We start from the raw sequence: 25,271 nt of genomic DNA, 5'->3' as shown, positions 1-25,271 counted from the left end.
TCAGGACCTCCGCGCCACACTGACCTACGGGCTCGCAGGCACCACAGAGCAACGACGTCGGACCGGACGGCACCAACATCCTCATCAGGACAGGGTGCCGGCGCAAGCCGGCATGATCACTGACCTGGAGTCTTGTCGGCCTTCTCCCCTTGATCCTGCTCATTTTCCTCGGTGTGCTCCTGTAGAGGTGCTTCCCGGGGTAGGCCGGCTCGTCCTCGTCGCGTGTGTGGGCACCATGACGCAGGACGATCAGATCGTCGCGGTCTGACCTGCCACCCGCGACGGCAACGCCTGGTTGCTGTACCGGCACGCTTTGCGACGACCCGGTCGTAGCGCGACCCTGTAGGGGTGAGTGACGCAGACCGGTGCTCACCAGTGGACACCGGCGAGCGCAAGGGGGAGGAGCGCTCCATGTCGGCACAGGTGCTCACGCTGGAAGGCCAGCGGCAGACGCTCTCGGACGAGACGGTCGAGGAGATCCGTGCGATCTTCCGCGGGCAGGTTCTGACCTCGGACGACGTCGGGTACGACGACGTGCGGGTCATCCAGAACGCCATGCTCGACCGCAGGCCAGGTCTGATCATCCGGTGTACCGGGGCTGCCGACGTCGTCGACGCCGTCCGCCTCGCCGCGACGCGAAACCTGCTCGTCGCCGTCCGCGGCGGCGGCCACAGCATCGCCGGGACCTCCACGGCCGACGACAGCTTGATGATCGACCTGTCGGCGATGCGGGGTGTCTGGGTCGACCCGGAACAGCGGCGTGTGCGGGTGGCCGGTGGTGCGACCTGGGGCGACGTCGACCGTGAGACGCAGCTGCATGGGCTCGCGGTACCCGGGGGAGTGGTGTCGACCACGGGTGTGGCTGGTCTGACGCTCGGTGGCGGAATCGGCTGGTTGCACCGCAAGTACGGGCTGGCCTGCGATGCGCTGCGTGCGGCCGAGGTCGTGACGGCCAGCGGCGACGTCGTGCGGTGTAGCGCCTCCGAGCGCGAGGACCTGTTCTGGGCGCTGCGGGGCGGGGGCGGCAACTTCGGCGTGGTGGTGTCCTTCGAGTTCGAGGCCTATCCGCTCGGTCCGGTCGTCTGGAACGGCATGGTCGTCTACCCGATCGACGCCGCTGCCGAGGTGCTCCCCCGCTGGGGGGACTGGACGTCCACCGTTCCCGACGAGGTCACCAGCCGTGCCATGATGTGGTCGCTGCCGGCGTCGCCGGCACTCCCGCCCGCTGTACACAACCGCGACGTGTTCATCACGGCCGCCTTGTACGCGGGCGACCCGGACGAGGGTCAGCGGGCGTGTCGGGCGCTTGCCGATTTCGGCGCGCCGCTCGCCGACATGAGCCAGGCGCTGTCGTACCGGACAGCGCAGTCCTCCCTCGACCCGTTCTTCCCGAAGGGCGGGCTGCAGAGCTACTGGAAGTCCGTCTACCTGGACCGACTCGACGAGGATGCGACCGCGTTCGTGGTCCGCGTCGGCCAGGACCGCCCGCACCCGACGACCTTGGTGCACGTGCCTCTCCTGGGAGGCGCCATGTCGCGGGTCGGGGCGACGGAAACCGCGTTCGGCGATCGCAGCGCCCGGCACATGCTGAGCCTCGACGGAAACTGGCTGGACCCGGCCGACGACGACGCGAACATCCGTTGGGTGCGCGGTGCCTACGACGAGGCCGTCACACTGCGGGCCGCGTCGGGCACCTACCTCAACTTCGGCGGCGACGCCGATCTCGACGACGCCGCCCGGGCACGAGCCTGGGGACGCAACGTCGAGCGCCTTCGACAGGTCAAGCGCAGCTACGACCCGGAAAACCGCTTCCGGCTCAACCCCAACATCCCCCCCGCTGAGAGCTGAGCCGACGCTTTGTGGCTGCCAGCGGCTACCAGCACCGAGCCTGCCTCACGGCGACCCGGTACGTCCCATCAGAGGCCCGGAACCTGGATGGTGGCGGTCAGCCGGTGCTGTTGCCGGTGCGGCCCGGCGAGCCGTTCAGGTCTCGGCCGAGCTGCATCCCCCACGCCTCGGCCCGCTCGCGTTCCCCGTCCGCCAGGGGCCCTTCGGTGGCGGTGACGAAGAAACCTGGTCCACGGTCGACGTGGCGGAACCCTCGTTTCTTCAGCGCTTTCGACGAGGCCTTGGCCGCTGTTCCAGGGACGAACCTGGTCTTGATCGAGGTATCGAAGGTGACGACGTGAAGATCCTTGGACGGTGTCACCCTCTCGATCCACTCGCGAACTCCGGGGAGGTCGACGTCTTGCGCCCCTTTTTCTCCGGCCTCCCTACGGCTCTGCGGCCGGGGAAGTGAGAAGGCGTGGGTCGGGGCGCCGACCAGCAGGAGCCGGACGTCGCCGGGCAGGGCCACGGGAGCCTCGGCAGGGTGGATGACGCTGACCGTCTCCAGCGGGACGGTTCGAGTCAGACCGGCTGCGACGGCATGAGCCACCGCGGTCGTGTTGCCGAAACACGACTCCACCACGATCAACACTGTCACGTGTCGAGCCTTTCATGCTTGCTCGCGGTACGGTCCGGGGCTTCGGCGCTCACGCGGCGCGGAGGTCTCGGCGGCGGAAGAGGAAGCCGCCGAGCACGGCCCCCGCGATCCCGAGGCCGCTGAGGACCGCGGCGCTCGACCAGTCCGGGGGACCCGCCGGCGCGGGGGACACGTCGAAGAAGACGGAGGTGTCCAGCAGCCAGTGATGGAGACGCACGGCGCCGCCGGAGAACTCGATGAGAAAAGCCCAGGTCAGGTAGGCGTAGACAACGGGCCGGGTAGCGCGGGGCCACCCACCGAAGACCAGGGTGCCCAGGCCGAGCAGGAACAGGCCGGGCGGGACGATGTTCACCCCGGCCGTCACCAGATCCCCGGCGCCTATCCCGTCGCTCTGGCCGGCGGTACCGACCCAGGCGCCGCCGCCGGCGGCCACGCCGGCGCAGCCGAGCAGGAGGCAGGACACCGCCAGGCGTCCGGCGAGCCACCGGGCCCGGCTGACGGGACGGACCAGCAGGGCGTCGAGCTGCCCGGCGGCCTCCTCGGCGCGCAGGGTGCTGACCTGGCCGGCGGCGATCAGCGCGACCAGAAACGAGACGACCAGGAAGATGAGCCCGAGGTAGACCGCGGTCGGTGACCCGTGCCCGCCGAGTCGGCTGATCGCCTCCTCGATGTCCCGTGATCCGTCGACGTCCTGCGTCGAGGAGTCGGCGACCACGCCGAACAGGGCGGCGAACGCCGCGATCGCGAATAGCCATCCGGCCGCGCCCAGCCGCGTCTGGCGGACCGCGAACCTGACCGGGCCGCCGAGCAGCGCCACCCGCGGCGGTCCGGCGTGCCGCTCCGGGAGAATCGCCGTCCCGGCGTCTCTGCGCCCCGCCAGCCATACCGCCGCGGCGGTGGCCCCGACGGTCAGGGCGAGCACGGGGACCACGGCGACCGGGTTCGGGTCGTTCAGCGGGCGGATTCGCTCCACCCATCCCAGCGGGCTCAGCCAGCCGAGCCAGTGCAGGCCGCGGTCGGTGTTGGCGGCCATCCGCAGGGCGTACCCGATTCCCAGGACGGCGGCGGCGATCGTCGCCGCCTGACCGGCCGCGCGGCGCGGGGTTGTCTGCCCGGTCAGCAGCAGTTCCCAGCGTCCGGACTCCTCCTCGCCGCGCAGCAGGCGGGTCACCAGCAGGACTCCCCACACCGACCCGAGCAGGCCCAGGATGCCCACGAAGCGCCAGGTCGCCCAGCCGGCGACGGTGTTGAGCGCGTCCGGCTGGCCCAGGACCGCGGTCAGGCCACCCTCCGTGCCGTAGGTGGCGGCCATCTGGTCGCGGGCCGCCTGGGTGTCGTACTGCGCTGTGAACGCCACGGTCTGCACGACGACGAACAGTCCGAACACGCACCCCCACAGCGCGCCTGACCGGGCGGCGGCACGGGCCACCCGACCGCCCACGACCAGGCGTGCGTCACCGCCCGCCGGGCTCAGGGCGCCACGCGCCACGCGCCACGCGGCACCGAGAGAGGCAGCACCGTCATGCCAATGCCCGCTGCCGCGTCAGCTGTTCCGGCGACCCCTCGTCGCGTTCGGCTTCGTCCGGTCCGTAGTGGGCGAGGAACAGTTCCTCCAGGGAGGGCTCCCGGCTGAGGAATTCCTGGACATTGGTACCGGAAAGGGCGTCGAGGAGGGGCTGGATCGGCCCCCGTACCCCCAGCAGGGCTCGGTGGCCGTCCACCACGACCCGGGTCACGCCCGGTACGCGGGCAAGGTCGGGCGGCGGCCGGTCGAAGGTGAGCTCGACGGCCAACTCCGCGAGGTGACGCATCTGGTCGAGCGTTCCCATCTCGACGAGCCGCCCTTCGCGCAGGATTCCGACCCGGTCGCACAGGGCCTCGACCTCGCTGAGGATGTGCGACGAGAGGAACACGCTCTGGCCCGCGTCGCGGGCCTCCGTGACACTGAGCCGGAACGCCTGCTCCATCAACGGGTCCAGCCCGCTGGTCGGCTCGTCCAGCACGAGCAGGTCGGGGCGGCTCATCAGGGCGGCGATCAGCAGCACCTTCTGCCGGTTGCCCTTGGAGTAGGCCCGCACCTTCTTCGACGGGTCGAGGCTGAACCGTTCGACAAGCTCGTCGCGGTAGGCGGCGTCCACCCGGCCCTGGACTCGGCCCAGCAGGTACAGCGTTTCGGCTCCGGTCAGTTCCGGCCACAGGCTCGCCTCGCCCGGAACGTAGGCGAGATGACGGTGGGCCTGTGTCTTCCGTCGCTGGCAGTCGTGCCCGAAGATCTCCGCACGTCCGGATGTCGGGTGCGCGAATCCGAGAAGCAGCCGGATCGTCGTGGTCTTCCCCGCGCCGTTGGGCCCCAGACAGCCGACGACCTCGCCGGGAGCAACCTCGAGATCAAGATCGCGCAGTGCGTGGAATTTACCGTAGCGTTTACCGAGACCGACCGCGCGGATTGCGGGGGTCGCCATGGGGGCTCCTGTCGCCTCGGTCGTCCTGGGCTGGGAATGGCGGCTTATGTGTCGGGAATCGTCCAGTGCGCCAGTGCCTGACGCACCGCCGTGCTCCGTTCGTCGCTCCAGACAACAGTCGGGTCGGGCTCCAGGAAGGTCATCGCGACACTGGCGAGCCCCATCGCTGGAAGCGACCATTCCTCCGTGCCCGAAGCCCCGAACGGGCGTGCGTTCAGTCGCCGCTCGGCGACGTCCGGAGTGGCGAGGGATACGAGGTACAACCCCCGAAGGGTCGCGTCGAACAGGTTCACCATCGTGTCGAACGTGGCTTCCAGCTCAGGGCGCAGCCGGTAGCCGAACACCTGGGTGAGCTGCACCCAGGATCGCGCGACGCGAGCGACATGGTCGCGCTGGGACTGGGCGAGAGCCTCGCGGACCTCCTCACGGAGCCCTCCGTCGGGCAGGCTCAGGAACGTGGCGTGCAAGGCGATGTAGGTCCGCCACCCCGCCGACGTCCGGAGCACCTCGAAGTCGAGCAGAGCCAGTTCGCGGAACAGCTCGGTAATCAGATCCTGCCGGCCCTGCGGCGTGCTGAACCCGTCCTCGTGTGCGCGCACGACACGTCGGAACAGCTCTATCTCGTCCCGTTCGATACCCGGGACGGCACCCGCCGCCAGTTCCTTCACCAGGTCGGAGACGAAAAGGTCCTTGGACGGCCAGCGACGGTAGACAGCACTGCGTCCACGCGGAGCTGGCTCGGATACAACCCCCTGACGGGTTCCGCTCATGTCCGCCGGTGTTCGTGGGCTTGGCCTTACGGATGGCTGTACTCGCAGCACGGCCCTACACGCGTCACGAGCTCGGGAAACCTGTGCGGCCTGCGGCGCCTGCCAGGGCGTGGACGGGGCGCTGCCCAGGTCGACGGCGGTCCTGTGCCCTCTGTCGACGTTGCTACTGGCACGCGAATGGCACGGCCTGCCGGTCGGACCGGACCGGACCGGAGACTCGGCTCCGACTGTCTGCTTTTTCGTGCCGCGGTGGCGGGTTCACCGCGCTCCGTCGCCGTTCGTTTCGCGCGTCGGGCACGCTGCCCTATCGCCGCGAACAGCCGCGGACACGCACGATTGAGACGGAACCTGAGACGATCGGCGCCATCAACGTCTTCCTGGTTAAATATCTATGCGGGCGAGATGGTCGGCGGTGCCCCCGCGCCACTCGATCAGGAAGAGAGTCGCGTCGTCGGTCGTGATTCCGCTCCTTTCCCGCATCAGTGCATGGGACAGATCTCGGACCATCTCCCGGATGCTTTTACCCCGGATATTCTCAATAAAGTTGATCAGGCGTTCTTCGCCGAATTGTTCTCCGCCCTTTTCGTGCTCCTCGACGAGGCCATCGGTGAAGAACAGCACCCGGTCGCCGCGCAAGAGCGTCTGCTCACTGACCTGCGGTATGTCACCACCGAATCCGACCGGCAGGGTTCCCGGGCTCTCCAGCGCCTGGATAACCCTATGGTCGCGGATCAGTAGCGCTGCCGGATGACCCGCATTGACCCATTGTAGATGACCAGTTCCGATATCCAAACGCATCATCTGTGCGGTGACGAAATGGTCGGGTCCGAACTGCCTGTGGATGGCTGCGTCCATGAACATGTACAGCTCGGCAAGCCCGATGTCGGCACGTCTGGCGTGCCGGTAGGCACCGATCGCGACCGTTGCCAGCACTGCGGCGTCCAGACTGTGACCCATCGCGTCGATAACGGCCACGTGCAGGATGTCATCGTTGAGAGCGTAGTCGAAGCTGTCGCCTGCGATGTCGTAGGCGGGTTCAAGGACACCGGCTACCGCGACCTGCGGGGTGATCATGGTCAGCGGGGGCAACAGTGACCATTGGATTTCCGCGGCCACACTCATCGGTTCGCGACGCCGGGCCTGGAAGAACTGGTCGGTGTAGCTGCTTTTGGTGACCAGCATGTCGGCGACGAGGCCGGCGAGCCGCCGCAGCAACCGCCGGTCATCATCATCGACGGTGTCGAGGGTGAGGGCCAGCACGCCCACCTGGTCGCTACCGTCCAGCAGAGGCAGGAACATCCGTATACCGCCGTCTTGCGGCTGTTCGACGGTCATCGCGCGCAGGAATGCCGTGCCGGCCGGGGAGCCGTCGATCGGCTCAGGCTCCCCGACCGTGAGGCTCCTGCCCGGCAGCGGCGTCAGCACCAGCTGCTCATAGTCCTGCAGAAGGATAGAGATGTCCCGCCCACCGATCCTGCCGATCTCTTCCGCTACCAGGGGGGCGATCAGCTGCGGCGGCATCTCGTGAGCGCGATCCAGCAACACACCCAGCAGCCGCTCGCCGAACCCCTCCGACCGATCCACCATGATCTTGTCGAATTTCTGTTCGTCTGCCGCCATGGCCACCCCCTCTCCCCTGTCCGGCCGTTCATATCTGTGCGAGCCTCTCTGGGCGGCGTCAACGGGTCACGTCGACACCCCGCTTCACCCTTGATCGACGGAGAGGAAGAAAAGGAAGGACCTAAAGGTGACGTCGGAGACGAGGACTCGAGCCCCTAACCTTTACCTTACGAAGTCGGCCCCGTTCATCTCTCGGCGTCTACTCTCGTCAGGAAAGTCCGGCATAGCGGGGTTCGCTCTCGTAGTTCCACACAGGACCCAGATTCGGGCGTGTGGATCGGCCACAGACGGTCTCGCCGCTGGCAGGCTGCGGGTCGGGCTGCCCGGGGAGCGCGGCGCCCTGGCGCTGTCTCCCGGCAGTGCACTGGCGTGCCCTCTGCTCTCATTCTCCGGCCGCCCACCGGCGTGCACCGCGCGCCGCTCGACTTCTGCCGTAGCGTGCTCCAGCTGGTTCCCCCGACCGTACTGCCGGCGAGGCTTCCGAGATCTCGGACCTCGCGGTGCGGTCCGCACCGCTGCTTGATCATAAAACGAGTATTTCGGCAGTCTCGGGCTCTGTTGGCGGCGCGGCCTACGTCCTGAGGCCGGATGGCACGACGAAGCGGCGGCCGGTCTACGGCAAGTCGGAGGAGATCGTCCGCGGCAGGCTGACCGAACTCCAGGCCAACTCGGATCAGGGAATCCCGGCGGACGCCACGGGGTGGACGGTCGAGCGGTACCTGACGGTGTGGCTTGCCCAGACGGTGAAGCCGAACCGTCAGCCGAACACGTACGTGACCTATGAGAAGGCGGTCCGGATCTACCTCGTGCCGGGTCTCGGGAGGAAGCGGCTGAACAGGCTGACCGGCGCGGACGTCCGGCAGTTCGTCCGGCGGACGGAGAGCACCTGCCGGTGCTGCGCGCGGGGTGTGGACAAGGCGCGACCGGAGGGGGAGCGGCGTTGCTGCGCGGTCGGCCGGTGCTGCCGGCGGCTGCCGTCGAAACGTCAGGTTCAGGTCGTGCATGCCGTGCTGCGCAACGCGCTCCAGGCGGCGGTGCGGGAGGAGCTGATCCGGCGGAATGTCGCGAAGCTGGTGCAGGTCTCCACCCCGCGCTACGGCGTCGACCGCGGTCTGACCGTCGAGCAGGCGCATCAGCTCCTCGACGCGGCGGCTGGTGACCGGTTGTACGCGCTGCTGGTCCTGGCGCTGTCCCTCGGGATGAGGCGCGGGGAGCTGCTCGGGCTTCAGTGGTCGGACCTCGACTCCGAGCGGGAGACGCTGACCGTTCGTCACACGCTGCTGCGGGTCGGCGGGGAGCTGCGGCTGTGCCCGCCGAAGACGGAGGACTCCGAACGCACGCTGCCGGTGACGCCTGAGTGCAGACCGGCCACGTGTTCACGACGAAGATCGGGACTCCGATCGAACCGGACAACCTGCGCCGCTTCTGGATGCCGCTACGCCGTGCGGTCCGGCGCCGGTCGGCGCGTGCCCGCTGCAGCTGGGAGCAAGAGCCCGGAGCTGGTGTTCCAGGAGATCTTCGCGCACCTGGCGGTCTACACCGCGGGCTGCGGGTCCTGATGCACGCCGCGGTGGTGAACCGCGGCGAGCCGCTGGATCCCGCCAGGGCGTCCGCCGCGGCCGCCCTACGGGTGGCCTGGCGCAGTGTCGCCCCTGTGCCCGGGGCTTTCCCCTCTGATCATCTCACGGCTGAACTCGCTCACCTTACCCGTGAGCTTCAGGAAGAGATCAACCCTGTGCGTCGGCTCCGCTGCGTGGTCCGGCAGGCCAAACGGAAGATGTCCCGTTTCCTGTCGTGGAACCCCCAACGACCACGGCCTCCTCCACCCATCCGCCGCCCGGCCGAAACTGTGCAGATCATCCGGGCGGTCGGACCCCTGTCAGACCCGCAACTCAACGGCATTGCGCCTGAAAGCCCGACTCAACGCCGACGGTCCAGGTCTGGCATCCCACACGTCCGGAAGGGAGGAAATTGGCGCTGAGAAGGAAGCCCGATTACCAGCCCTGAGCGTAGAAAGAACATGAAAGTGTCGGATATCACAGGCATGTTCATGTGCTGGTAGCCGAGGCAAGAATGTTCGGAAACCCAGTCAGGCGCGCCATGGTGAGGTGCGCACGCCCGGCGTAGGGAGGATCTCGTGAGCCGCTCGAGAACTGCTGCAGCGCGCGGTGCGGCCTGCCCTGCTGGATCAGACAGCCTTCTGACCTGCGGCGATGATGCGGCGGGATCCACGGGCCAGGGCCTTCTGCCGGGTATGCCCGGGCCCGTGGACAGCGCCGTGCCCAACAGCGTCACTGCTGCTGAACGTGTCAGTGTTCCTCAACGTGTCATCGGGCCTGGGCGCGCCACCGCAGCTGGATACGTCGCCGTGCGTGAAAGCCCCGGCGGACCTGGGTGCTCCAGTGGACCCGGCGTCGCCACCGCGCTCGATGGTCTGGATGACCTGGTCGACACCGACCGTTATCCTCTCGCGCATCCGGCGAGTGCGGCCTGGCACGACCTGGCGGCCAGAGTCCGTCGAGAGCTGGAGGCAACGGGTTGCAGCGTCCTCGCTGAATTCGTTCGCCCCGATGCCCGTGAGGCCCTGCGCGCCGAATGCGCTGAGCTTGCTCCGTCGGCGTACTACCAGGCCGAGACGGTCAACGCATACAACATCGACATGGGGACGCCGCTTCCCGAAGGTCATCCCGGGCGTATCACCATGCGGCGCGGAAACGCGTTCGTCGCGGCCGATCTCGTCCCCGACGGTGTGGGCATACGGCGGTTGTATTCCAACGAGTCGTTTCGGCGGTTCGTGGCTGCCTGCTGCGGGCTTGGTCGCCTGTACGAGCTGGCGGACCCGCTGGCCCAGCTGTGCCTCAACGTCATCCGGCCCGGAGACGAGCACCCCTGGCACTTCGACACCAACGAGTTCTCGCTGAGCCTGCTGATCCAGGAGTCGGAGGCAGGCGGGGTCTTCGAGTACTGTCCCGACATCCGGTCCGCCGAGGCCGAGAACCTCGAGGCCGTGTGTGACGTCCTCACCGGTCGGGATGACCGGCGGACACGGCGCCTCATGCTCCGTCCCGGCGATCTCCAGCTGTTCCGGGGTCGCTTCTCGCTGCACCGGGTCAGCCCGGTGCAGGGGGGCACCGCCCGTCATTCGGCGATCTTCGCCTACTGCGAGCGTCCCGGTGTCATCGGTAGCGTAGCGCGCACGAGGCAGCTGTTCGGCCGGGTACTGCCCGAACATCTCGAGGCCGCCGGGCAGGCGGCTCGCGTACGGGGCGACAGCCTGCTCGACTGAGCCGGCGATTGAGCCGGCGGTCCGATCGCGCAGGCCGACCACGCCCGTGGCCCTCGACCCGCCGGCGCGGCGTCGGCGTGCTGATCGGCTGGTCCGCGTTCATGGGAACTGGTATCCCAGAGCCGGCCTCGCGAGGGCGAGTCCGGTCCCGACCATGACCTGCAGGAGCCTGACCTGTGCATTTCGATGCCACTGGCAAAGTCTCACTGGATCACATCTACGACCAGCCTGATCCACGGGCATATTTCACGACGCTGCGTACGCTCGCCTATCAGGTCCCCCAAATCGCCAGGCCGTACTTCGTCGAGACCGTGGCCGACTACCGGGCAGCAGGCCGCCCGATGCCCGGCGATCCTCCCGGCCGTCACCCGTCGCCACTGAAGATCCTCGACATCGGTTCGTCCTACGGGATCAACGCGGCACTGCTGCGCTGCGGGGTTACCCTCGAGCACCTGTACGAGCGCTACGGTGCACCCGAGGCCCACGGCTACACCCGTGACGAGCTGCTGGCCCGCGACCGCGAACTTGTCCGTTCCACCAGAGTGTCCCCGCCACCCACTTCCGGGCCTCTGAGCTCCAACGGGCGTTCGGGTGGCTCCCTGCCGACCGGCGCGGTGTTCGTGGGTCTCGACGTGTCGAACGAGGCCCTCTCCTACGCTCTCGCGGCAGGCTTTCTCGACGATGCCGTGCACGCCGACCTGGAGGCCGCGGATCCCACCGAACGGCAGCGACGGCAGCTTGCCGGCACCGATCTCGTCATCTCGACCGGCTGTCTCGGCTATGTTGGCGAACGAACCATCTCCCGGGTTCTCGACGCCATCGAGGCGGCTGACGGAAAGCGACCGTGGATGGCGCACTTCGTACTGCGGATGTTCCCGTTCGACGCCATCGGGGCGAGCCTCGCGGAGAGGGGATACGAGACCGTCAGGCTCGACCGCATGTTCCGCCAGCGCAGATTCGCCTCGGCGCAGGAACAGCAGCTCGTGCTGGACAGTCTCGCCACGGTGGGCATCGACCCGCACGGCCTGGAGAGCGACGGTTGGATGTACGCCCAGCTGTACGTGTCACGCCCCCGCGGCAGCTTCGCCGCACACGCCGCCAGCGCCTCCGCCGCGACTACCGCCTCCGCCTCCGCCTCCGCCGCGGCTACCGCCAGCACTTCTGCCGCGAGTATCGCGAGTACCGGCACTCCGGGCATCCCCGGCGCCAGTTCCGTCATCAGCAGGAGCCCGACGGCCGTCGGGCCACCCGTCCCACGCCCCCCGAGGTCACGAATGACGCCGAACGCCCCGTCACCGAGCAGCGACGCGCCCGAGGCCACGGCAGCTGGCCTCCGGCAGCCGAGCCCCGTGGCATCCGAGGCCGGACCGCAATGGTCGAACACCGGTACGTTCGTCAACGACGACCGGCTCCCGCGGGTGCCGCTGCCCACTCTGGACGACACCTGCGCCCGGTTCCTGCAGTGGTGCTCACCGTTGCTGACCCCGGACGAGCTGGCAGCCACCGAGACGGCGCTCGCCGCGTTCGCCCGCCCAGGCGGTCCGGGCCGTGCCCTGCACGCCGAGCTGGAGCGCTACGACGCCACCCCCGGCGTGCACAGCTGGCTCGACGCCTTCTGGGCCTCGCGCTACCTGGGGCGGCGTGACCGCATCGCCCTCAACGCGAACTTCATCTTCCTCTTCGAGGAGTCCGACGCCGGTCAGACAGCCCGGGCCGCGGGGCTGATCGCCTCGGCGCTGGACTACAAGCTGCGCCTCGACGCGGAGGCGATCGAGCCGATCATCCAGCGCGGCCAGGCGCTGTCGATGGACCAGAACCGGTTCCTGTTCTCTACGACCCGTATCCCCGGGCAGGTGCAGGACACCGTCCGCACCCCGTACAGCGAGCCGTCACCGGGCCCCTCCACCGCACGCCACATCGTCGTCCTCCACCGCGGCCACCTGTTCCGGATGGACGTGGTGGGCCCCGAGGGGCATCCGCACACGCTCGACGATCTCGAGGGCGGCCTGGACACGATCCTGAAGGCGGGGGCGGAGCGCGCCGCTCCGGAGACGTCGGTCGGCCGGCTCACCACCAAGGCACGTGCGGCCTGGGCGGCGAGCAGGGACTCGCTGCTCGCCTGCGACCCGGGCAACGTGACTGCCCTCGACACCGTCGAGACCGCGCTGTTCTGCCTCTGCCTCGACGACCTCACGCCCGCCGATGCCAAGGACGCGTGCGACAACCTTCTCCACGGCGACTGCGGCAACCGCTGGTTCGACAAGTCGGTGTCCCTCATCGTCTTCGCGGACGGCAGCGCCGGTATCAACATCGAGCACTGCGGCCTGGACGGGACGACCGTGCTGAGCCTGGTCGACGACATGCTCGGCGCTCCGGCGGTCGAGCACTCGGCCCGGTCGGGCGCCCGCTCCCAGGGCGTGCCCGCCGTCCGGCCGGTCACGTTCACACTGGACGACGACCTGCGCGCGGACGTGCTTGCCGCGGGCGAAGCGTTCAGCGCCTACGCCGCCGCCACGGCCACGGCCACGCTGTCGTTCGACGACTTCGGCTCCAACCGGGCGAAGAGCCTGCGGATCTCGCCGGACGCGTTCGTCCAGCTCGCCTACCAGCTGGCGCACAACCGCTCGAAGGGCCTGGTCGGCGCCACCTACGAGTCGATCGCGACCCGGCAGTACCGGCGCGGTCGCACAGAGGCGATGCGGGTCATCACGCCGGAGATCCAGGCGTTCGTCCGGGTGATGGACGACCCGGCCGCCGACGCCGCCACCCGGCTGGCCGCGCTGCGGGCCGCGGCCGATGCCCACGTCACGCGGGCGCGGGACTGCCAGGCGGGACGGGCCCCGGAGCAGCACCTCTGGGAACTCCAGTTCATCCAGGCCCGTCGCGGCGAGGAGCTGGGGATCACCGAGCATCTCGACCTGTTCGACACCCCCGGCTGGCTGGTCACCCGGGACGACTACCTGAGCACGAGCTCGGCGCCGTCCACCCACATCCAGTACTTCGGATTCGGATCAACCAGTAACAGGTGCATCGGGATCGCCTACGTGCTGCTGCCGGACCGCTTCAACGTCTACCTGAGCACCCCGAGCGTGGTGGCTGAGCAGATGCACTCCTTCGCCGGACATCTGCGGACCGCCCTCACCGAGCTCCAGGACCTTCTCGAGGCCGGCTGAATCGTCGACCGCCCTGCTAGGCAGTTACCGGAAGGGAACGGTGGGTGTCCGGCCGCTTAGGGTGATGTCGCCCGCATGGGTGGGTGCGTCCGGGTTCGAGCCCCGGACGGCCCACCACGGGCGCAGTTTCTCGACGAGGCTGACAGGAGCTGACCGGTGTCGCCAGGAAAGCGACGACAGGACCGGGTGAGCAGCTCCAGCGCCCCTTGGAAGCGCCGTGGGCACCGCCGATCGGCGCCGGCCGTTTTCATACCCGTGGCGGCGGCTTTTCCGTGTTAGCTGGTCAGGTCCAGGGCCACCTTGAGCCAGCCAGGACGGCGCAGGTCGAACTCCTCGTAGGCGGCGAGCACGTCCCGCATCGGCTCATGCTGGGTGACCATTTTCTGTGGGTGCACCACTCCCGACTCCACCATGTCCAGCAGCTTCGGGATGTACCGCGGATGGTTGCCGTTTCCCATGTTGATGGTGAGGTTCTTGTTCATCGCGGTGCCGATCGGGAAGAACCTGTCGGTCGGCGGATATACCCCGATGATGCCCAGCGTGCCTGCCTTGGCCAGGCTCTCGACTGCCCAGGAGTGGGCCTGCGTCGGCGCGTCGCCAGGCTTCCAGTGTCCGTTGTGCGCGTGAGTCTCGGGGGCGATCTGACGCAGTTCCTCGCGGTGCTGATCGTCCTGTTCGCGGGCGCGGGCGGCGGCGGGGCCGGACTTCGGGCTTTCCGCGTCCACCCCCACGGCGTCGATGGCCCGGTCGGGACCGATACCGCGTGTCAGATCCAGGATTGCCTCGACAGGGTCCTCTTCGTTGAAGTTGACCACCTCGGCTCCGAGCGCCTGGGCACGGTCGAGTCGGTCGGCGTGACCATCGATCGCGATCACCCGCGCGGCGCCGCGCTGGAATGAGGACAGAACGGCGAACTGTCCCACCGGCCCGCAGCCCCAGACCGCCACCACGTCGCCATCCGATACTTCCGCGATGACCGCGCCGAAGTATCCGGTGGGGTAGATGTCCGACAGCGGGATCGCCTGATCATCGGAGATCGAGTCTGGCAGCCGGAACAGGTTGGTGTGGGCGTAGGGTACGCGGGCGTACTCGGCCTGCAACCCGTCGAACGAGCCATTGTCCCTCGGAGCGCCGTAGAAGGCGGATCCGGTCCTGCGGCCGTACGGGTTGATGTCGTCACATTGGGCGAAATAGCCGCTGCGGCAGTAGGTGCAGGAGCCGCACCCGAGGACGGCGGACAGCAGCACCCGATCGCCGCGCCTGAAGTTGCGGACGCTCCGGCCGACCTCTTCGACCACGCCGACCCCTTCGTGCCCGATGATGAGGCCCGGCTTCATCCCCGGTACTGTGCCCCGGACGAAATGAAGATCCGTGCCACAGATCGCCGCGGTGGTGATGCGAACGACGGCATCGGTCGGCTGTTCGATCTTCGGTTCGGTGACGGTGTCAAGGCGGATGTCGCCCACGCCGTGCCACACGACTGCTCTCATCGCCTTCCGCTCCTTCCGTTCTTCGGGCCCGCAGTACTGATCGCGATCCCCCGCCGGTCCGACTCACCGCTGGCCTCAACTCCGCCGGCTTTCGTTCCAGCATCGACGACCTGGCGGGCGCATTCCATCGCTACAGGTAACTATGGCCCGAGTGGGACGCCGGCGCCCGGCGAGACGACCGGGCGAGGGACTAAAGAATGACATTTATTTCGAGGTCGCGGATGCCGCGCAAGGGTGTTACAGGCGGCAGGACGGGCATATGGCGACAGGTCGGCTACCGCGGTGATCCTTGGATTTTCCGCACGATGAGTGACGGGTCGTCCGAGACCGTTCCCGCGCGTAGGCCCTCCGTGATCGTTACTCTGACGGTTCCCTGTAGCCAGGATCAGGTTTGGCTGCGCTGGTCGTCAGCGCGGACGGAAAGGTGGAATCGCTCACCCCGATCAACCCCCGCGGGGAACCGCGGTTCACCGCGTTCGCGGTGTCACCGGACGGGAGCCGCCTTGCCCTCGACGGCATGGTCGCGGGCACGACGGGTCTCACCGCCGGCATCACCATCGTGAACGTCAACAGCGGCGAGACGCAGACCTTCCGCAACAAGCCCTCGGACCAGGACGGCATATGGATCCTCGACACCAGCCAGGGCAGCAGTGACCTGCGCGCCAGCTCTCACCGCGTCACCAGTGGCGCGCAGCCGGCCTTCGAGGCGATGTCCGAGTTGACGCTCAATGCGAACAGCACCCGCGTCTACGCCGTGGTCACCCGGCGCGGTCAGAATCCGTACCTGACGAAACGCGTCATCGAGCTCGACGCAGCCACCGGGCGTCAACTGCGCGTCCTGCTGGAGCTGAGCCATGACTACTCGCTCACCACAGGCTGGAACGCCAGCTCACTGGCACTCGACCCCAGCGGGCAGCTGCTGATGGTCAGCGACGCCGGCGCCGACTACTACCGTGTCGACCTCGGTTCCGGGCAGACCTCTCGTCTCCCAACGGCTGTGAACAGGGGCAACCCCAACGGTCTCGCCTGGTAGGTGACGGGTGTGCCGGCGGAAGGCCCTGGACCGCGTCCCACACAAAGATGATCAACTTCGGTGTGTCATGTCGGGAGTGGGCTGGTCTGGCTGGTAAACCTCGCCGGGACGTGTGGCGAGGCCGCGGCGCGCGAGGAGCTGTACAAGCGACTGGAGCTGCTGGCGCTGACCGTGCCGGTCGGGGTATCCGGGCCGCTGGACGATCGGGCGGCCCTGGAAGGGATCGACCTGCACCGAACCCGTGTGTCGGCGAGGTCCGCGACGGACGAGTCCATCGTCGACGGACGAGTCCATCGGCATCGTCGCCACGAGATCAGCCGAACACGTGGTCTCGGCCGGGCTCCGGACCGGGCCGTGGCGGAGGCCGGCCGCTGCCTCGAGCGCGTCCAGTTCGGCCTCGACGAGTTCCGGCAGCCGCGCCCCGTCCCGCACCGACCCGTCCATCGTGAAACCGATGCACGCCTGCCCGTCGAGCCCGCCGAGCAGGACCGCCAGGCGTTGGCCTGCGGGGAGCGGAGGGGTGGGCACGGCGGCGGTGACTCGTCGACCGAGGATCTCAAGCGGACCGGACAGTCCGCCCGGGTTGGACGCGGTCAGCGCGAAGACGTGGGACATGATCCCGGTGGACAGCACGGCCGGTCGCAACGGCGCGGGAATCGTCCAGAGGAAGAGACGTTCCGCGACGCCCGGAGTCCCGCCCCGCTTGTGTCGGACGGTCTGCCGGTGGATCGCCTCCACGCGCCGGTGGACCAACGCCTCACCGTAAGGCAGCGTGATCCGTACGGTGGTCAGGTAGTTGCTCATGTGGTCCCGCTCGGCCGCACGGCGGGTACTGACCGGCATCGCGGCGTGCATCTGGCCCCGGAGCCGGCCGGGCCGATCGGAGCCGGGGCGGGGCCAGGCACGCAGAGCGCCGGCGAGCGCGGCCAGGAAGACGTCGTTCACGGTCACCTCGTAGGCGCGGCTGATCGCCCGTAGCCTGGCCAAGTCCACCTCCAGCCAGGTGTGGTGCGGGTATCCCGTGGGTGCCGCCGAGAGCGGGCCGATCGTGGACGTCCGGGTAAGCCATCCGAGTGAGTGAGCGGCGGCCCGACAGACGGCTCGGGGGCCGGGCCGGCGATCCCGCGACACCCGCAGAGGTTCGCGCTCCGATCCTGGGTCGGACAGGCCGAACAGCTTTTCCAGCACCACGTTCAGTGCCGTCCCGTCTATCCACACGTGGCTGGCGCGGTACAGCAGGGTGAAGCCGTCGCGGCGGGGGCCGTGGAGCAACCAGAGCTGCCACGGCGGAGCGTCCAACGAGATCTCGACCGCTGACAGCCGCCCCACCGCCTCGCGCAGTCCGGCGAGCCCCGACTCTGCGGGGAGCCGGTACTCGTGAACGTGCCGGGCTGGGTCGAAATCGGGGTCCGCCACCCAGACCGGCCGGCCCCGCCCGGCCGAGGCGATCCGATGGGTCAGCGAAGGAAAGTCGTGCGCCCGGTCCGCGACAAGCTCGCGCAACGCCTGGACTCCTGGCACGGGGCCGTCGGCGACCAACAGGCAGCCGACCGCCAGCGGCGTCTTCGGGAATGCTCGCTGGTATCCGAGTATGAGTGCGTCCATCGGAGTAAGCGGCCGAATGGGAACGTCAATGCTGTCACCGCGGCCCGCCGCGCCCCGCCCCCGTGCTCTCCCGTCGCTTCCCTCACGCGGGTGACGCCCATGCTCCACGCGCGGGGCACGCCACCAGAAACCCGGGCGCGTCATACCATGCCGCCCCCGGTCAACATCGACGATTCGCCGCGCGATTGTCACAACTGGCTCCCTGGATGGACTGGAAAACCGGTTACTTCCTGAACGCTATGCCGTGATGTGGAAAATTCGGCGCGAGGCGGACCGTAAACTGAACGACAGAGCCGAACATACGCGCGGACCGCCGCCGGCACGCTAGGGAAACCACCAGAACATCAGTCTGGTTTCCTGGTTTCCTGGTTGGCGGTGAGAGGCTCCGTCGCCCTTGGCGTGGCCAGAAGATCGCTGTCCGGGGCAGGGTGTCGGGCACCCGGCCGGCACAACGGGGCGTCATCACGTGATGACCGTCGGCGCCGCGCGACCGGCCGGCGCGGACACCGGCGCACCATGCCAAGTTCTGAGACCGGACCCGTCCTGAACTCCGTGTGATGCCGGCCGGGAGGGGCCCGGGCCGGCATCACACTTCTTGACCCCGCCCTGACGGGCGGGATTGTGTTGGCCCATGGCCGAGATGAACGTGGCGCGGAGAATGTGGCAGTTGTTCGAACCGGTACACGCGGTCAGCTTCTCCGCGCCGGCCAGTCTGGCGGTGTGGGCGGACGCCGGGCTGCGCAGCCCGTGGCGGGCCTACTTCGCCGGCCGGACGGCACCGCTGGGGCCGGTCGAGGCCGGGCCGGTCGTCGCGGCCTTCTTCGGGTACTCGCCCGTGATGGTGGCCAGGGTACTGCCGGAGGTCTGGACCAGGATCCCCCCGGAGAAGGCGCTGGCCGTCCGGCTCGACGGCGCCCGCGCGGCACTTGCTCCGCTTGTCGCGGCGACCGACGCGGACGAGCTGACTGAACTGGCCACGCTGCTGCGCTCGGCGGCCGAGCGCGTGTCAGTCGCCGGCCGGGTGCTGGGCGCCGCGAACGCCGCACTGCCCTGGCCCGACGACCCGCTCGGCACCGTCTGGCAGGCGGCCACCATCCTGCGGGAGCACCGTGGCGATGGGCACGTCGCCGCGCTGGTCACCGCCGGTGTCGACGGCCTGGAGAGTCTCGTCTGGCGGACCAGCCGGGGCGGCCCCGACCGCGCCTTCTACCAGCGGATCCGGGGCTGGACCGAGGATGAGTGGACGGCCGCGGCCGACCGGCTGCGGGCCCGTGGCTGGCTCGACACCGAGGACGCGCCGACCGCGGCCTCCCTGGCCGCTGCCGACGAGTTGGAGGCGACGACGGATCGCCTCGCGAGCCCGGTGTGGGATGTGCTTGGCCCGGCCGCCGTCGACCGCGCCGCCGCGCTGCTGGCCCCGATCACGCAGGCCGTCACCACCCCGGGCCCGTAGCCGCAGCCCCGCCTGCGGGCAGCCGGCCTACTCACGAGCTGGTATAGGAGTGTCCGACGACGGGCGGACACTCCTTCCAGCGTCATAGCCAGTTGGCCGAGCGACGCAAGTTATCAGGTCTCAGAGCGCTGTGCGCCGGATGGCTGGCTGGTCCCTGCTCTGAAATCGCAGGTCACGGGGTACGTGGGTGCCCGGCAGGGTGTGCAGGTGGGACGTGGTACTTAGAAGGCACGGAATACGCTCAGCGACATACGTCCTGTCACAGCTCCGCATGTCCACGGACGTCCACCGTTGTCTGTGGACGTCCGTGCCCGTTGCTACAGGGGTCGCTAAACCTGACGGCCCTTCCGAGCGATGCGCGCAATCTTGCTATCGGTGGGCGTCTTCGCCATCACCGATGAACTCGAACAGCCGAATCTTCGGCAGGTAAGGCAGCGTAGGGCCAACCAGCCGATGGGTTCCGACACCGATAAGGAAACCCTCTTCCATGTCGAACCCCACCTCCTCGAACCCTGCGTCGGCGAACCAGGTCCGCACAGAGGGAGTGAGATCGGGTGAACGGCGATGACGTGTCCAGATCACGGTCCCGGCTGGCCGGAGCAGTCGCGGTAGTTGCTCGACGGTGTGCCGTACATCCGCGTCGCTGAGATTCCCGAACACCCCGCAGACCAGGGCTAGGTCTGCCGGGGCGACACCCTCGTACACGCTCGTGCTCGAAGCGTCGCCCACTACGATTTCCACACCCTCCAGTCCAGCGGAACGCGCCTGGCGATCGGCGTCGGCGGCAAGATCGGGATCGAGTTCGACCAGTCTGACCGCTACATCGTCGCGACGCTCATGATCAGCCAGTACGCCGAGGATGTCGCGGCCTTGGCCGGCGCACATGCTCAAAACGCGGATCTCTCCTCTTGGCTGCTTGTCCAGCGTCTGCCGGATGCGCCGCTGGACGATAGCGAGGCGGCGACGCAAAGACGATCCCGTGACCTCGTACTGCCGGTGCCAGTCGATCCAATGACGCTCAGGAGCAAAGCGATCCATGAACTACGACCATAGTCAGGACGTTTGCGAGGTGCGGGCTGGCGACGCGTCGGCGAGCATGGCGTGCCAGCGCCCCCTACCACTGGAGGTTGTCCGAGGTATGACGACTCTCGGACTGAACGGCAGTGGAACCTCGGTGGAACGTTGGCGAGACTTGCCGTCTCCACCGGATAGACGTGGTTCTGAGTAACTCCCGAGGGCCGGAGACCCTGGCCGTTCCGTTCACGCCGCCCATAGACAGGGGGCGAAGCCCTCCAAAGAGCCACCGTCTGCAACCGACGACCCCAACATCACGATCGGGGCTCACGCCATCCGCGGGCGTTGCCCCCCGACTTCGCGTGCTGCCCTCAGCAGCGCAGGTGCCGCGCCGCCTCGCAGAGCGCCTCGTCGACCGGCCTCGGGGTGCGCCCGAAGACGGCGATGGTGGCGGTCGAGTCGAGGACGAACGGCCGGGTGAACCCCCGAGCTGCCCGTATCCATGCTGGCGCGGGGCGTCATCGGTTGGATTCACCTGTTCGGCGCGGTGAACTTCGAGCTCTTCGGCCGGCTGAACACCCTCGTCGAGGCCAGGGAGACGTACTTCGCTATCAGATGCGTGAGATCGCCCGGCTCATCGGGCTGTGACGACCGGGTGCGGTCCGGTCAGGCCGGCCGGCCGGATGGGTCCGGGTCCAGTCGGCCTGCAGTCCCGGCCGTGGCGGTCTCAGCCGCAGTGCTCCCAGCCGCTCCCCCAGGACGAGCCAGCGTAACTACCGCCCCACTTCACACACTTCCCCGGCGCGTATACGTACACCGGCCCCGCGTAGTACTGAAAACTGCCCGAATCAGACTGCCGCGCCGAACTACCTTCCACCTGCACCCACGCACCCATCGACTCGGCCACCCCCACACCCGACCCCGACTTCAACGTCACCACACAGTTCCGACTACCGTTGTACAGCAGATAGATCACTGCCGTGTCACCCGCCAGAGAATGCCGGTCGATCTGCGAATACCCCGACCCACACACCTGCGTCGCCGAGTACGGATTCGGATTCGGTGCGGGTGCGGGTGCGGACGTAGGCGCAGGTGCCGGAGCGGGAGCCGGCGCGGCCGGAGGCGCGGGGGCCCGCGCACCCTGGGACGCGGGCGGAACCGTCGGCGCGGGCGCGTCGGCGGGCGCGAGCGACCCCGAACCGTCGGGCTTGGACCCCGAACCACCGGGACCCGAGGTGGGCACCTGCCTCGACGGTTCCCCGCCGGCCTCCGGGGTGACCGGTGCCACGGAGCTGCCTGCCACGCCGACTTGCTGGGACGCGGATCCCACCGTGTCCTGTTCCGGACGGACCCCCTTCGGCCCCTCCACGATCTCCCCGTCCGCGTCACGGAGATTTCCACCCGCCGACCCCGAACCGTTCGACCCCGAACCGTTCGACCCCGACGAGGTCCAGACGACCACCGGAACCGCGATGATCAGAGCGGCCACGCAGGCCGCCACCACAAGCAGAACGTTACGGCGCCGGCTGGGACCCGATCCCGGGCCCACGGCGGCCCCGCCGACAGGATCGGACGCATCCGGCCCCGGGCTCGCTGGCGGGACGACCGACGGCTGGGCGCGCTCGTCCTCGCCGAGCGGATACCCCTCGGATGGATGCAGGTAGCCGCCGCGCCCCGTCTCGTCGTCGGTCCCCGGCGGCGAGGACAGGTCCTGACGCGGATCTTCCACCTCAGCCAAGGACGGCCCACCCGGAGGATCATCGGCCGGACGGGACACCGCCGGCTCGCCACCGGATTCGTTCCCGCAGACCGGCCTGGTCCGGTCCGTACCGTCGGGCTCCGATGTCGGTTCCTGCATCGCCGGCGCTCCTCGGCAAGTAGGGGCAGAACGTCCGAAAGCTTGTCAGGACCGGATCAGGACCGGTCGATGTGGGGTCACCGACCGGCCATGACCGCGGCGAGGTCGGCACCGGTGAGCTGCTGCTCACTTTGCGCGGTCAGGGCTGGCCCAGCGGCGTGCGATCCCGCAACGTGTCGCTTCGGCCCGACGGAGTTCGCTCGTACCTGTTCACGATCGCCAGAAACGTCATCACCGACGCCTGGCGGGCCGAGCGGCGACGGCCGTCACTCGTCGACGACGGCGGCGAGGTCGTGGCGGCCGCCCCCGCCGTCGACGACGTGAGCCAGGCCATCGAGGAGTGGGTGGTCGCGGAGGCACTGGGTCGTATTTCGCCCGCGCACCGGGCTGTCGTCCAAGAGCTGTACTACGAGGGAAGGTCGGTACGCGAGGCGGCAGCCCGCCTTGCACTGCCAGAGGGCACCGTCAAGTCCCGTGCCTACTATGCGATCCGCGCGCTGCGTGACGCCTTCGAGGAGATGGGGGTCGGTCGATGACACCCGAGCACGACGAGGTCCGGTTCCTGCTCGGGGCCTTCGTCCTGGGCGGTCTGGACGTCGACGACCGGAACGCCGTCGAAGCCCATCTCGCCGGCTGCGCCGGATGCCGTGCCGAACTCGACGAGACGGCGTCGGTTCCCACGCTGCTCCGGCGTCTGCCGGGTACTGCGGGGGAGGGCGAACCCTCTCTGGACGAGCTGCTCCAGCGGGTGCGCGCCGAACGACGGTCGGTTCGCCTAACCCGCTCCTGGCGCCTCGCGGCGGTCGCTGCTGTGCTCGTCCTGTGCGCCGGAATCGGTCTCGTCGTGAACAGTCCCTTTGCCAGGGCACCGAGTGGGCCCTCCACCTCCTTCGTCGCCGCGACGGGCACGGCGATCACTGGTCGCGCCACGCTCATCACGAAACCATGGGGAACGTCGCTGGCCGTCGCGTTCGACAGCCTTCCCGGCAGCGGCCCCTTCGCACTGGAGGTCGCCAGCGTCGACGGCACGACGGAACGAGCGGCCAGCTGGTCGTCGACGCCGACAACGAAGGCTGATGTCGTCGGAGCGAGCTCGATCCCAGCGGATGCCATCGACGCGGTTCGAGTCGTCGACCGTGACGGCCTGGTGCTCGCCGTCGCTCACCCGCGGGGCAGCGAGTAGGCCACCGTCGCGTCTAGACACGGAACCTCGGACGGAGCTGTGATTATCGGTGCGACCTGTCGGCTACCCACAGCCGGTTCGGCCGGTCCGCGGCGAAGTTGCGTCGGACCAGGTTCGCGAGCCGCTCGGCCGCCGGATCCGCCACCGTGGTCCGCCGCTTGTGGTCACCGCGGACCGCGCCGACCAGGCCCAACTCGCCCATCAGCCCGCTCCACCGTGCGGTTCCCGGCCTCGTCAGTGGAACCGCTATAGCCATTTCTGTCAACCGGGTGCGAGACGGAATATCCTGTATGTCTCTATTGGAGTGATAATTGAGTATTAATACGATAATTGAGTATAAATACCCTGTGTGAGGCTGGTGGCCGGGCCTGGCCTGGTTGGTGGTGGTCGGGTGAGTGGGGCGCGAGGCCGAGGGGCGAGTCGTTCTACTCCCGAGTAAACATTGGCAACGTCATGATCAGCGGCTATAACCCTCTCTGAGAGATCTCGGTGTATTCGCTGCTAGTGACGCTGCACGGACCGATTCGGTCGTTGTCATGCCCTCTCCAGGACCAAGGAAGCGAGCTGCGTCGTGCTCACTGCTGCGAGACGAGCCGGGCGGAGCCTACTGGTGATCTTACTCGTCACCATGGGCGCGGTGGCGTTGCCGGGCCTGGCGCCAGGTTCGGCGGTCTCGGTCATCCTCGGCGAGAACGCGACCCCGGAGGCGATCGCAGCACTGAACACGAAGCTGAGCATGGACAAACCGCTGTGGTCGCAGTACCTGAACTGGCTCTGGGATGCGGTGTGCGGTGACCTGGGCGCCTCGCCGGTGACCGGGCAACCTGTCGTCGTCGAGGCGATCGGCGAGCGGCTGCCGATGATGTTGGAACTGGCGGCGTTGGCACTTGTTTTTGTTCTCCTCGTCGCCGGGGCGCTGGCCGTGGTGTCCGCGACGTGGCCCGGGACGGCGATCGATCGGGCGATCACCGCACTGTCCTCGGGTCCTCTCGGTACCCGCCTTCATTGCGGGCCCCGTGTTGACCTACGTCTTTGCGATGCAGCTTGGCCGGCTCCGGTGACGGGGTGGTCCCACCCTCGCCTGGTCGTCGCGGGAGTTCGTCATGGCCGAGCGGAACATGGGCGAGAGCCGCCGGCGGATCCTGTCAAGGGAGATCCTGCCCAACCTGTCGCCCCCGTTGGGGGCCTACCGGCCGATCGTGATGGCCGCCCCAATCGTGGCCGAGGGGCCGTTCAGCTCCCTGGGCATGGGCATTCCGCCGCTGCAGCCGAGCTGGGGCGGGATGATCTCCGATGGTAAGGATGCGATAACCGATGCCCTCCACATGGTGTTCGTCCCGCGCCCCGTCATCTCCTTCACCGTGTTCGCGCTCAACGAAACAGGCGACCACGCCACCAGTTCGGCCACACTCTGCACGACTGACCACCCGCCCGTAGCCGGGCGCCACCTGAGTCAGCCGTCCCCCAGTCCCCGGGCCCTGTGCCGCTTTACCGATCCCGAACACTGATGAAAGGTCCTCTGATGATTCGTAAGACGCGATTACTCGTCACCGCTGTCGCATGCTGTGTGGCGCTCCTCCTGGCCGCATGTGGCGGCGGCGGTGATACCAGTCCGTCCACGGGCGCCTCCGCCAAACCGGTGGCGGGCGGCGAAGGCCGGATCCTCACGCTGAGTGATCCGCGCACTCTGGATCCGGCGATCCTCGGCAACGCGTATGCGTCCGGCGGCTTCCTGGGCAATGCCCTGTACGGGACCCTGATGACCAACGATGAGGCAGACGAGGTCCAGTACTCGATGGCCGAGTCGTTCACCACGACCGACAACGGCAAGACCTTCAC

General features: G+C 68.5%; 16 protein-coding genes and 4 pseudogenes. 11 read left to right on the top strand and 9 right to left on the bottom strand.

What is annotated here, in order from left to right:
* Positions 1-411 precede the first annotated feature (411 nt).
* The gene (locus FMEAI12_RS33955; protein ID WP_112109189.1) at positions 412-1,848 is read left to right on the top strand and encodes an FAD-binding oxidoreductase; all 1,437 of its coding nucleotides are present in this window, start codon (positions 412-414) and stop codon (positions 1,846-1,848) included.
* 97 nt (positions 1,849-1,945) lie between these two features.
* Here the strand turns inward: FMEAI12_RS33955 and FMEAI12_RS36850 are convergent, their stop codons facing one another.
* The 5 genes from FMEAI12_RS36850 to FMEAI12_RS33925 form a co-directional block, all read right to left on the bottom strand.
* Positions 1,946-2,485 carry a hypothetical protein gene (locus FMEAI12_RS36850; protein WP_160144375.1) on the bottom strand — a complete coding sequence of 180 codons (540 nt, stop codon included), beginning with the start codon at positions 2,483-2,485 and terminating at the stop codon, positions 1,946-1,948.
* 49 nt (positions 2,486-2,534) lie between these two features.
* Positions 2,535-3,974, bottom strand: coding sequence for a hypothetical protein (locus FMEAI12_RS33940; protein ID WP_112109182.1), 1,440 nt, complete (start codon positions 3,972-3,974; stop codon positions 2,535-2,537).
* Between the two features lie 31 nt (positions 3,975-4,005).
* Entirely contained in the window at positions 4,006-4,947 is a 942-nt protein-coding gene (locus FMEAI12_RS33935) for an ABC transporter ATP-binding protein (RefSeq protein ID WP_112109181.1), read from the bottom strand.
* A gap of 44 nt (positions 4,948-4,991) precedes the next feature.
* Positions 4,992-5,717 carry a TetR/AcrR family transcriptional regulator gene (locus FMEAI12_RS33930; protein ID WP_131627073.1) on the bottom strand — a complete coding sequence of 242 codons (726 nt, stop codon included), beginning with the start codon at positions 5,715-5,717 and terminating at the stop codon, positions 4,992-4,994.
* A 381-nt stretch (positions 5,718-6,098) separates the two neighbouring features.
* Entirely contained in the window at positions 6,099-7,337 is a 1,239-nt protein-coding gene (locus FMEAI12_RS33925; protein ID WP_112109188.1) for a PP2C family protein-serine/threonine phosphatase, read from the bottom strand.
* 515 nt (positions 7,338-7,852) lie between these two features.
* On the opposite strand from FMEAI12_RS33925, the pseudogene FMEAI12_RS33920 reads away from it, so the two are divergent.
* The 3 genes and pseudogenes from FMEAI12_RS33920 to FMEAI12_RS33905 form a co-directional block, all read left to right on the top strand.
* Positions 7,853-8,787, top strand: a pseudogene (locus FMEAI12_RS33920) (tyrosine-type recombinase/integrase); the annotation flags it as partial.
* Between the two features lie 918 nt (positions 8,788-9,705).
* The gene (locus FMEAI12_RS33915; protein WP_200835509.1) at positions 9,706-10,623 is read left to right on the top strand and encodes a hypothetical protein; all 918 of its coding nucleotides are present in this window, start codon (positions 9,706-9,708) and stop codon (positions 10,621-10,623) included.
* Between the two features lie 1,274 nt (positions 10,624-11,897).
* The gene (locus FMEAI12_RS33905; protein ID WP_112109186.1) at positions 11,898-13,796 is read left to right on the top strand and encodes a choline/carnitine O-acyltransferase; all 1,899 of its coding nucleotides are present in this window, start codon (positions 11,898-11,900) and stop codon (positions 13,794-13,796) included.
* A 275-nt stretch (positions 13,797-14,071) separates the two neighbouring features.
* Here the strand turns inward: FMEAI12_RS33905 and FMEAI12_RS33900 are convergent, their stop codons facing one another.
* Positions 14,072-15,286 (bottom strand): zinc-dependent alcohol dehydrogenase, encoded by a 1,215-nt coding sequence (locus FMEAI12_RS33900; protein WP_112109179.1) that lies wholly within the window; start codon positions 15,284-15,286, stop codon positions 14,072-14,074.
* Between the two features lie 391 nt (positions 15,287-15,677).
* Here FMEAI12_RS33900 and FMEAI12_RS33895 point away from each other — a divergent pair, with 391 nt between their 5' ends.
* Complete coding sequence (locus tag FMEAI12_RS33895; RefSeq protein WP_112109178.1) at positions 15,678-16,319, top strand: hypothetical protein; 642 nt, start codon at positions 15,678-15,680, stop codon at positions 16,317-16,319.
* Positions 16,320-16,370: 51 nt separating this feature from the next.
* Here FMEAI12_RS33895 and FMEAI12_RS33890 read toward each other — a convergent pair whose 3' ends face one another.
* Complete coding sequence (locus FMEAI12_RS33890) at positions 16,371-17,924, bottom strand: wax ester/triacylglycerol synthase domain-containing protein (protein ID WP_235015017.1); 1,554 nt, start codon at positions 17,922-17,924, stop codon at positions 16,371-16,373.
* 631 nt (positions 17,925-18,555) lie between these two features.
* Between FMEAI12_RS33890 and FMEAI12_RS33885 the strand changes: the two genes are divergently transcribed.
* Positions 18,556-19,377 carry a hypothetical protein gene (locus tag FMEAI12_RS33885; protein ID WP_112109177.1) on the top strand — a complete coding sequence of 274 codons (822 nt, stop codon included), beginning with the start codon at positions 18,556-18,558 and terminating at the stop codon, positions 19,375-19,377.
* Between the two features lie 369 nt (positions 19,378-19,746).
* On the opposite strand, the gene FMEAI12_RS33880 is transcribed toward FMEAI12_RS33885, so the two are convergent.
* Positions 19,747-20,415 (bottom strand): class I SAM-dependent methyltransferase family protein, encoded by a 669-nt coding sequence (locus tag FMEAI12_RS33880; RefSeq protein ID WP_112109176.1) that lies wholly within the window; start codon positions 20,413-20,415, stop codon positions 19,747-19,749.
* A 1,905-nt stretch (positions 20,416-22,320) separates the two neighbouring features.
* On the opposite strand from FMEAI12_RS33880, the gene FMEAI12_RS33865 reads away from it, so the two are divergent.
* Positions 22,321-22,785 (top strand): sigma-70 family RNA polymerase sigma factor, encoded by a 465-nt coding sequence (locus FMEAI12_RS33865; RefSeq protein WP_112109174.1) that lies wholly within the window; start codon positions 22,321-22,323, stop codon positions 22,783-22,785.
* On the top strand, positions 22,782-23,432 hold the full coding sequence (locus FMEAI12_RS33860; protein WP_112109173.1) for an anti-sigma factor: 651 nt from the start codon (positions 22,782-22,784) through the stop codon (positions 23,430-23,432). Before FMEAI12_RS33865 ends, FMEAI12_RS33860 begins: the two co-directional genes overlap by 4 nt.
* Positions 23,433-23,490: 58 nt before the next feature.
* Here FMEAI12_RS33860 and FMEAI12_RS36845 read toward each other — a convergent pair.
* Positions 23,491-23,637, bottom strand: a pseudogene (locus tag FMEAI12_RS36845) (IS3 family transposase); the annotation flags it as partial.
* A 423-nt stretch (positions 23,638-24,060) separates the two neighbouring features.
* Here FMEAI12_RS36845 and FMEAI12_RS39010 point away from each other — a divergent pair.
* From FMEAI12_RS39010 to FMEAI12_RS33845, 3 genes and pseudogenes are all read left to right on the top strand, one after another.
* Positions 24,061-24,168 (top strand): annotated as a pseudogene (locus tag FMEAI12_RS39010) (ABC transporter permease); the annotation flags it as partial.
* A 367-nt stretch (positions 24,169-24,535) separates the two neighbouring features.
* A complete protein-coding gene (locus tag FMEAI12_RS33850) occupies positions 24,536-24,940 on the top strand; it encodes a hypothetical protein (RefSeq protein WP_112109172.1) in 405 nt (134 codons plus the stop codon).
* A 14-nt stretch (positions 24,941-24,954) separates the two neighbouring features.
* Positions 24,955-25,271 (top strand): annotated as a pseudogene (locus FMEAI12_RS33845) (ABC transporter substrate-binding protein); the annotation flags it as partial.

This window comes from Parafrankia sp. Ea1.12 (genome assembly GCF_900465275.1).
GTDB classification, from domain to species: domain Bacteria; phylum Actinomycetota; class Actinomycetes; order Frankiales; family Frankiaceae; genus Parafrankia; species Parafrankia soli.
Note: the sequence above shows the minus strand (reverse complement) of the source record. Positions and strands in the feature narration are given on the sequence as shown.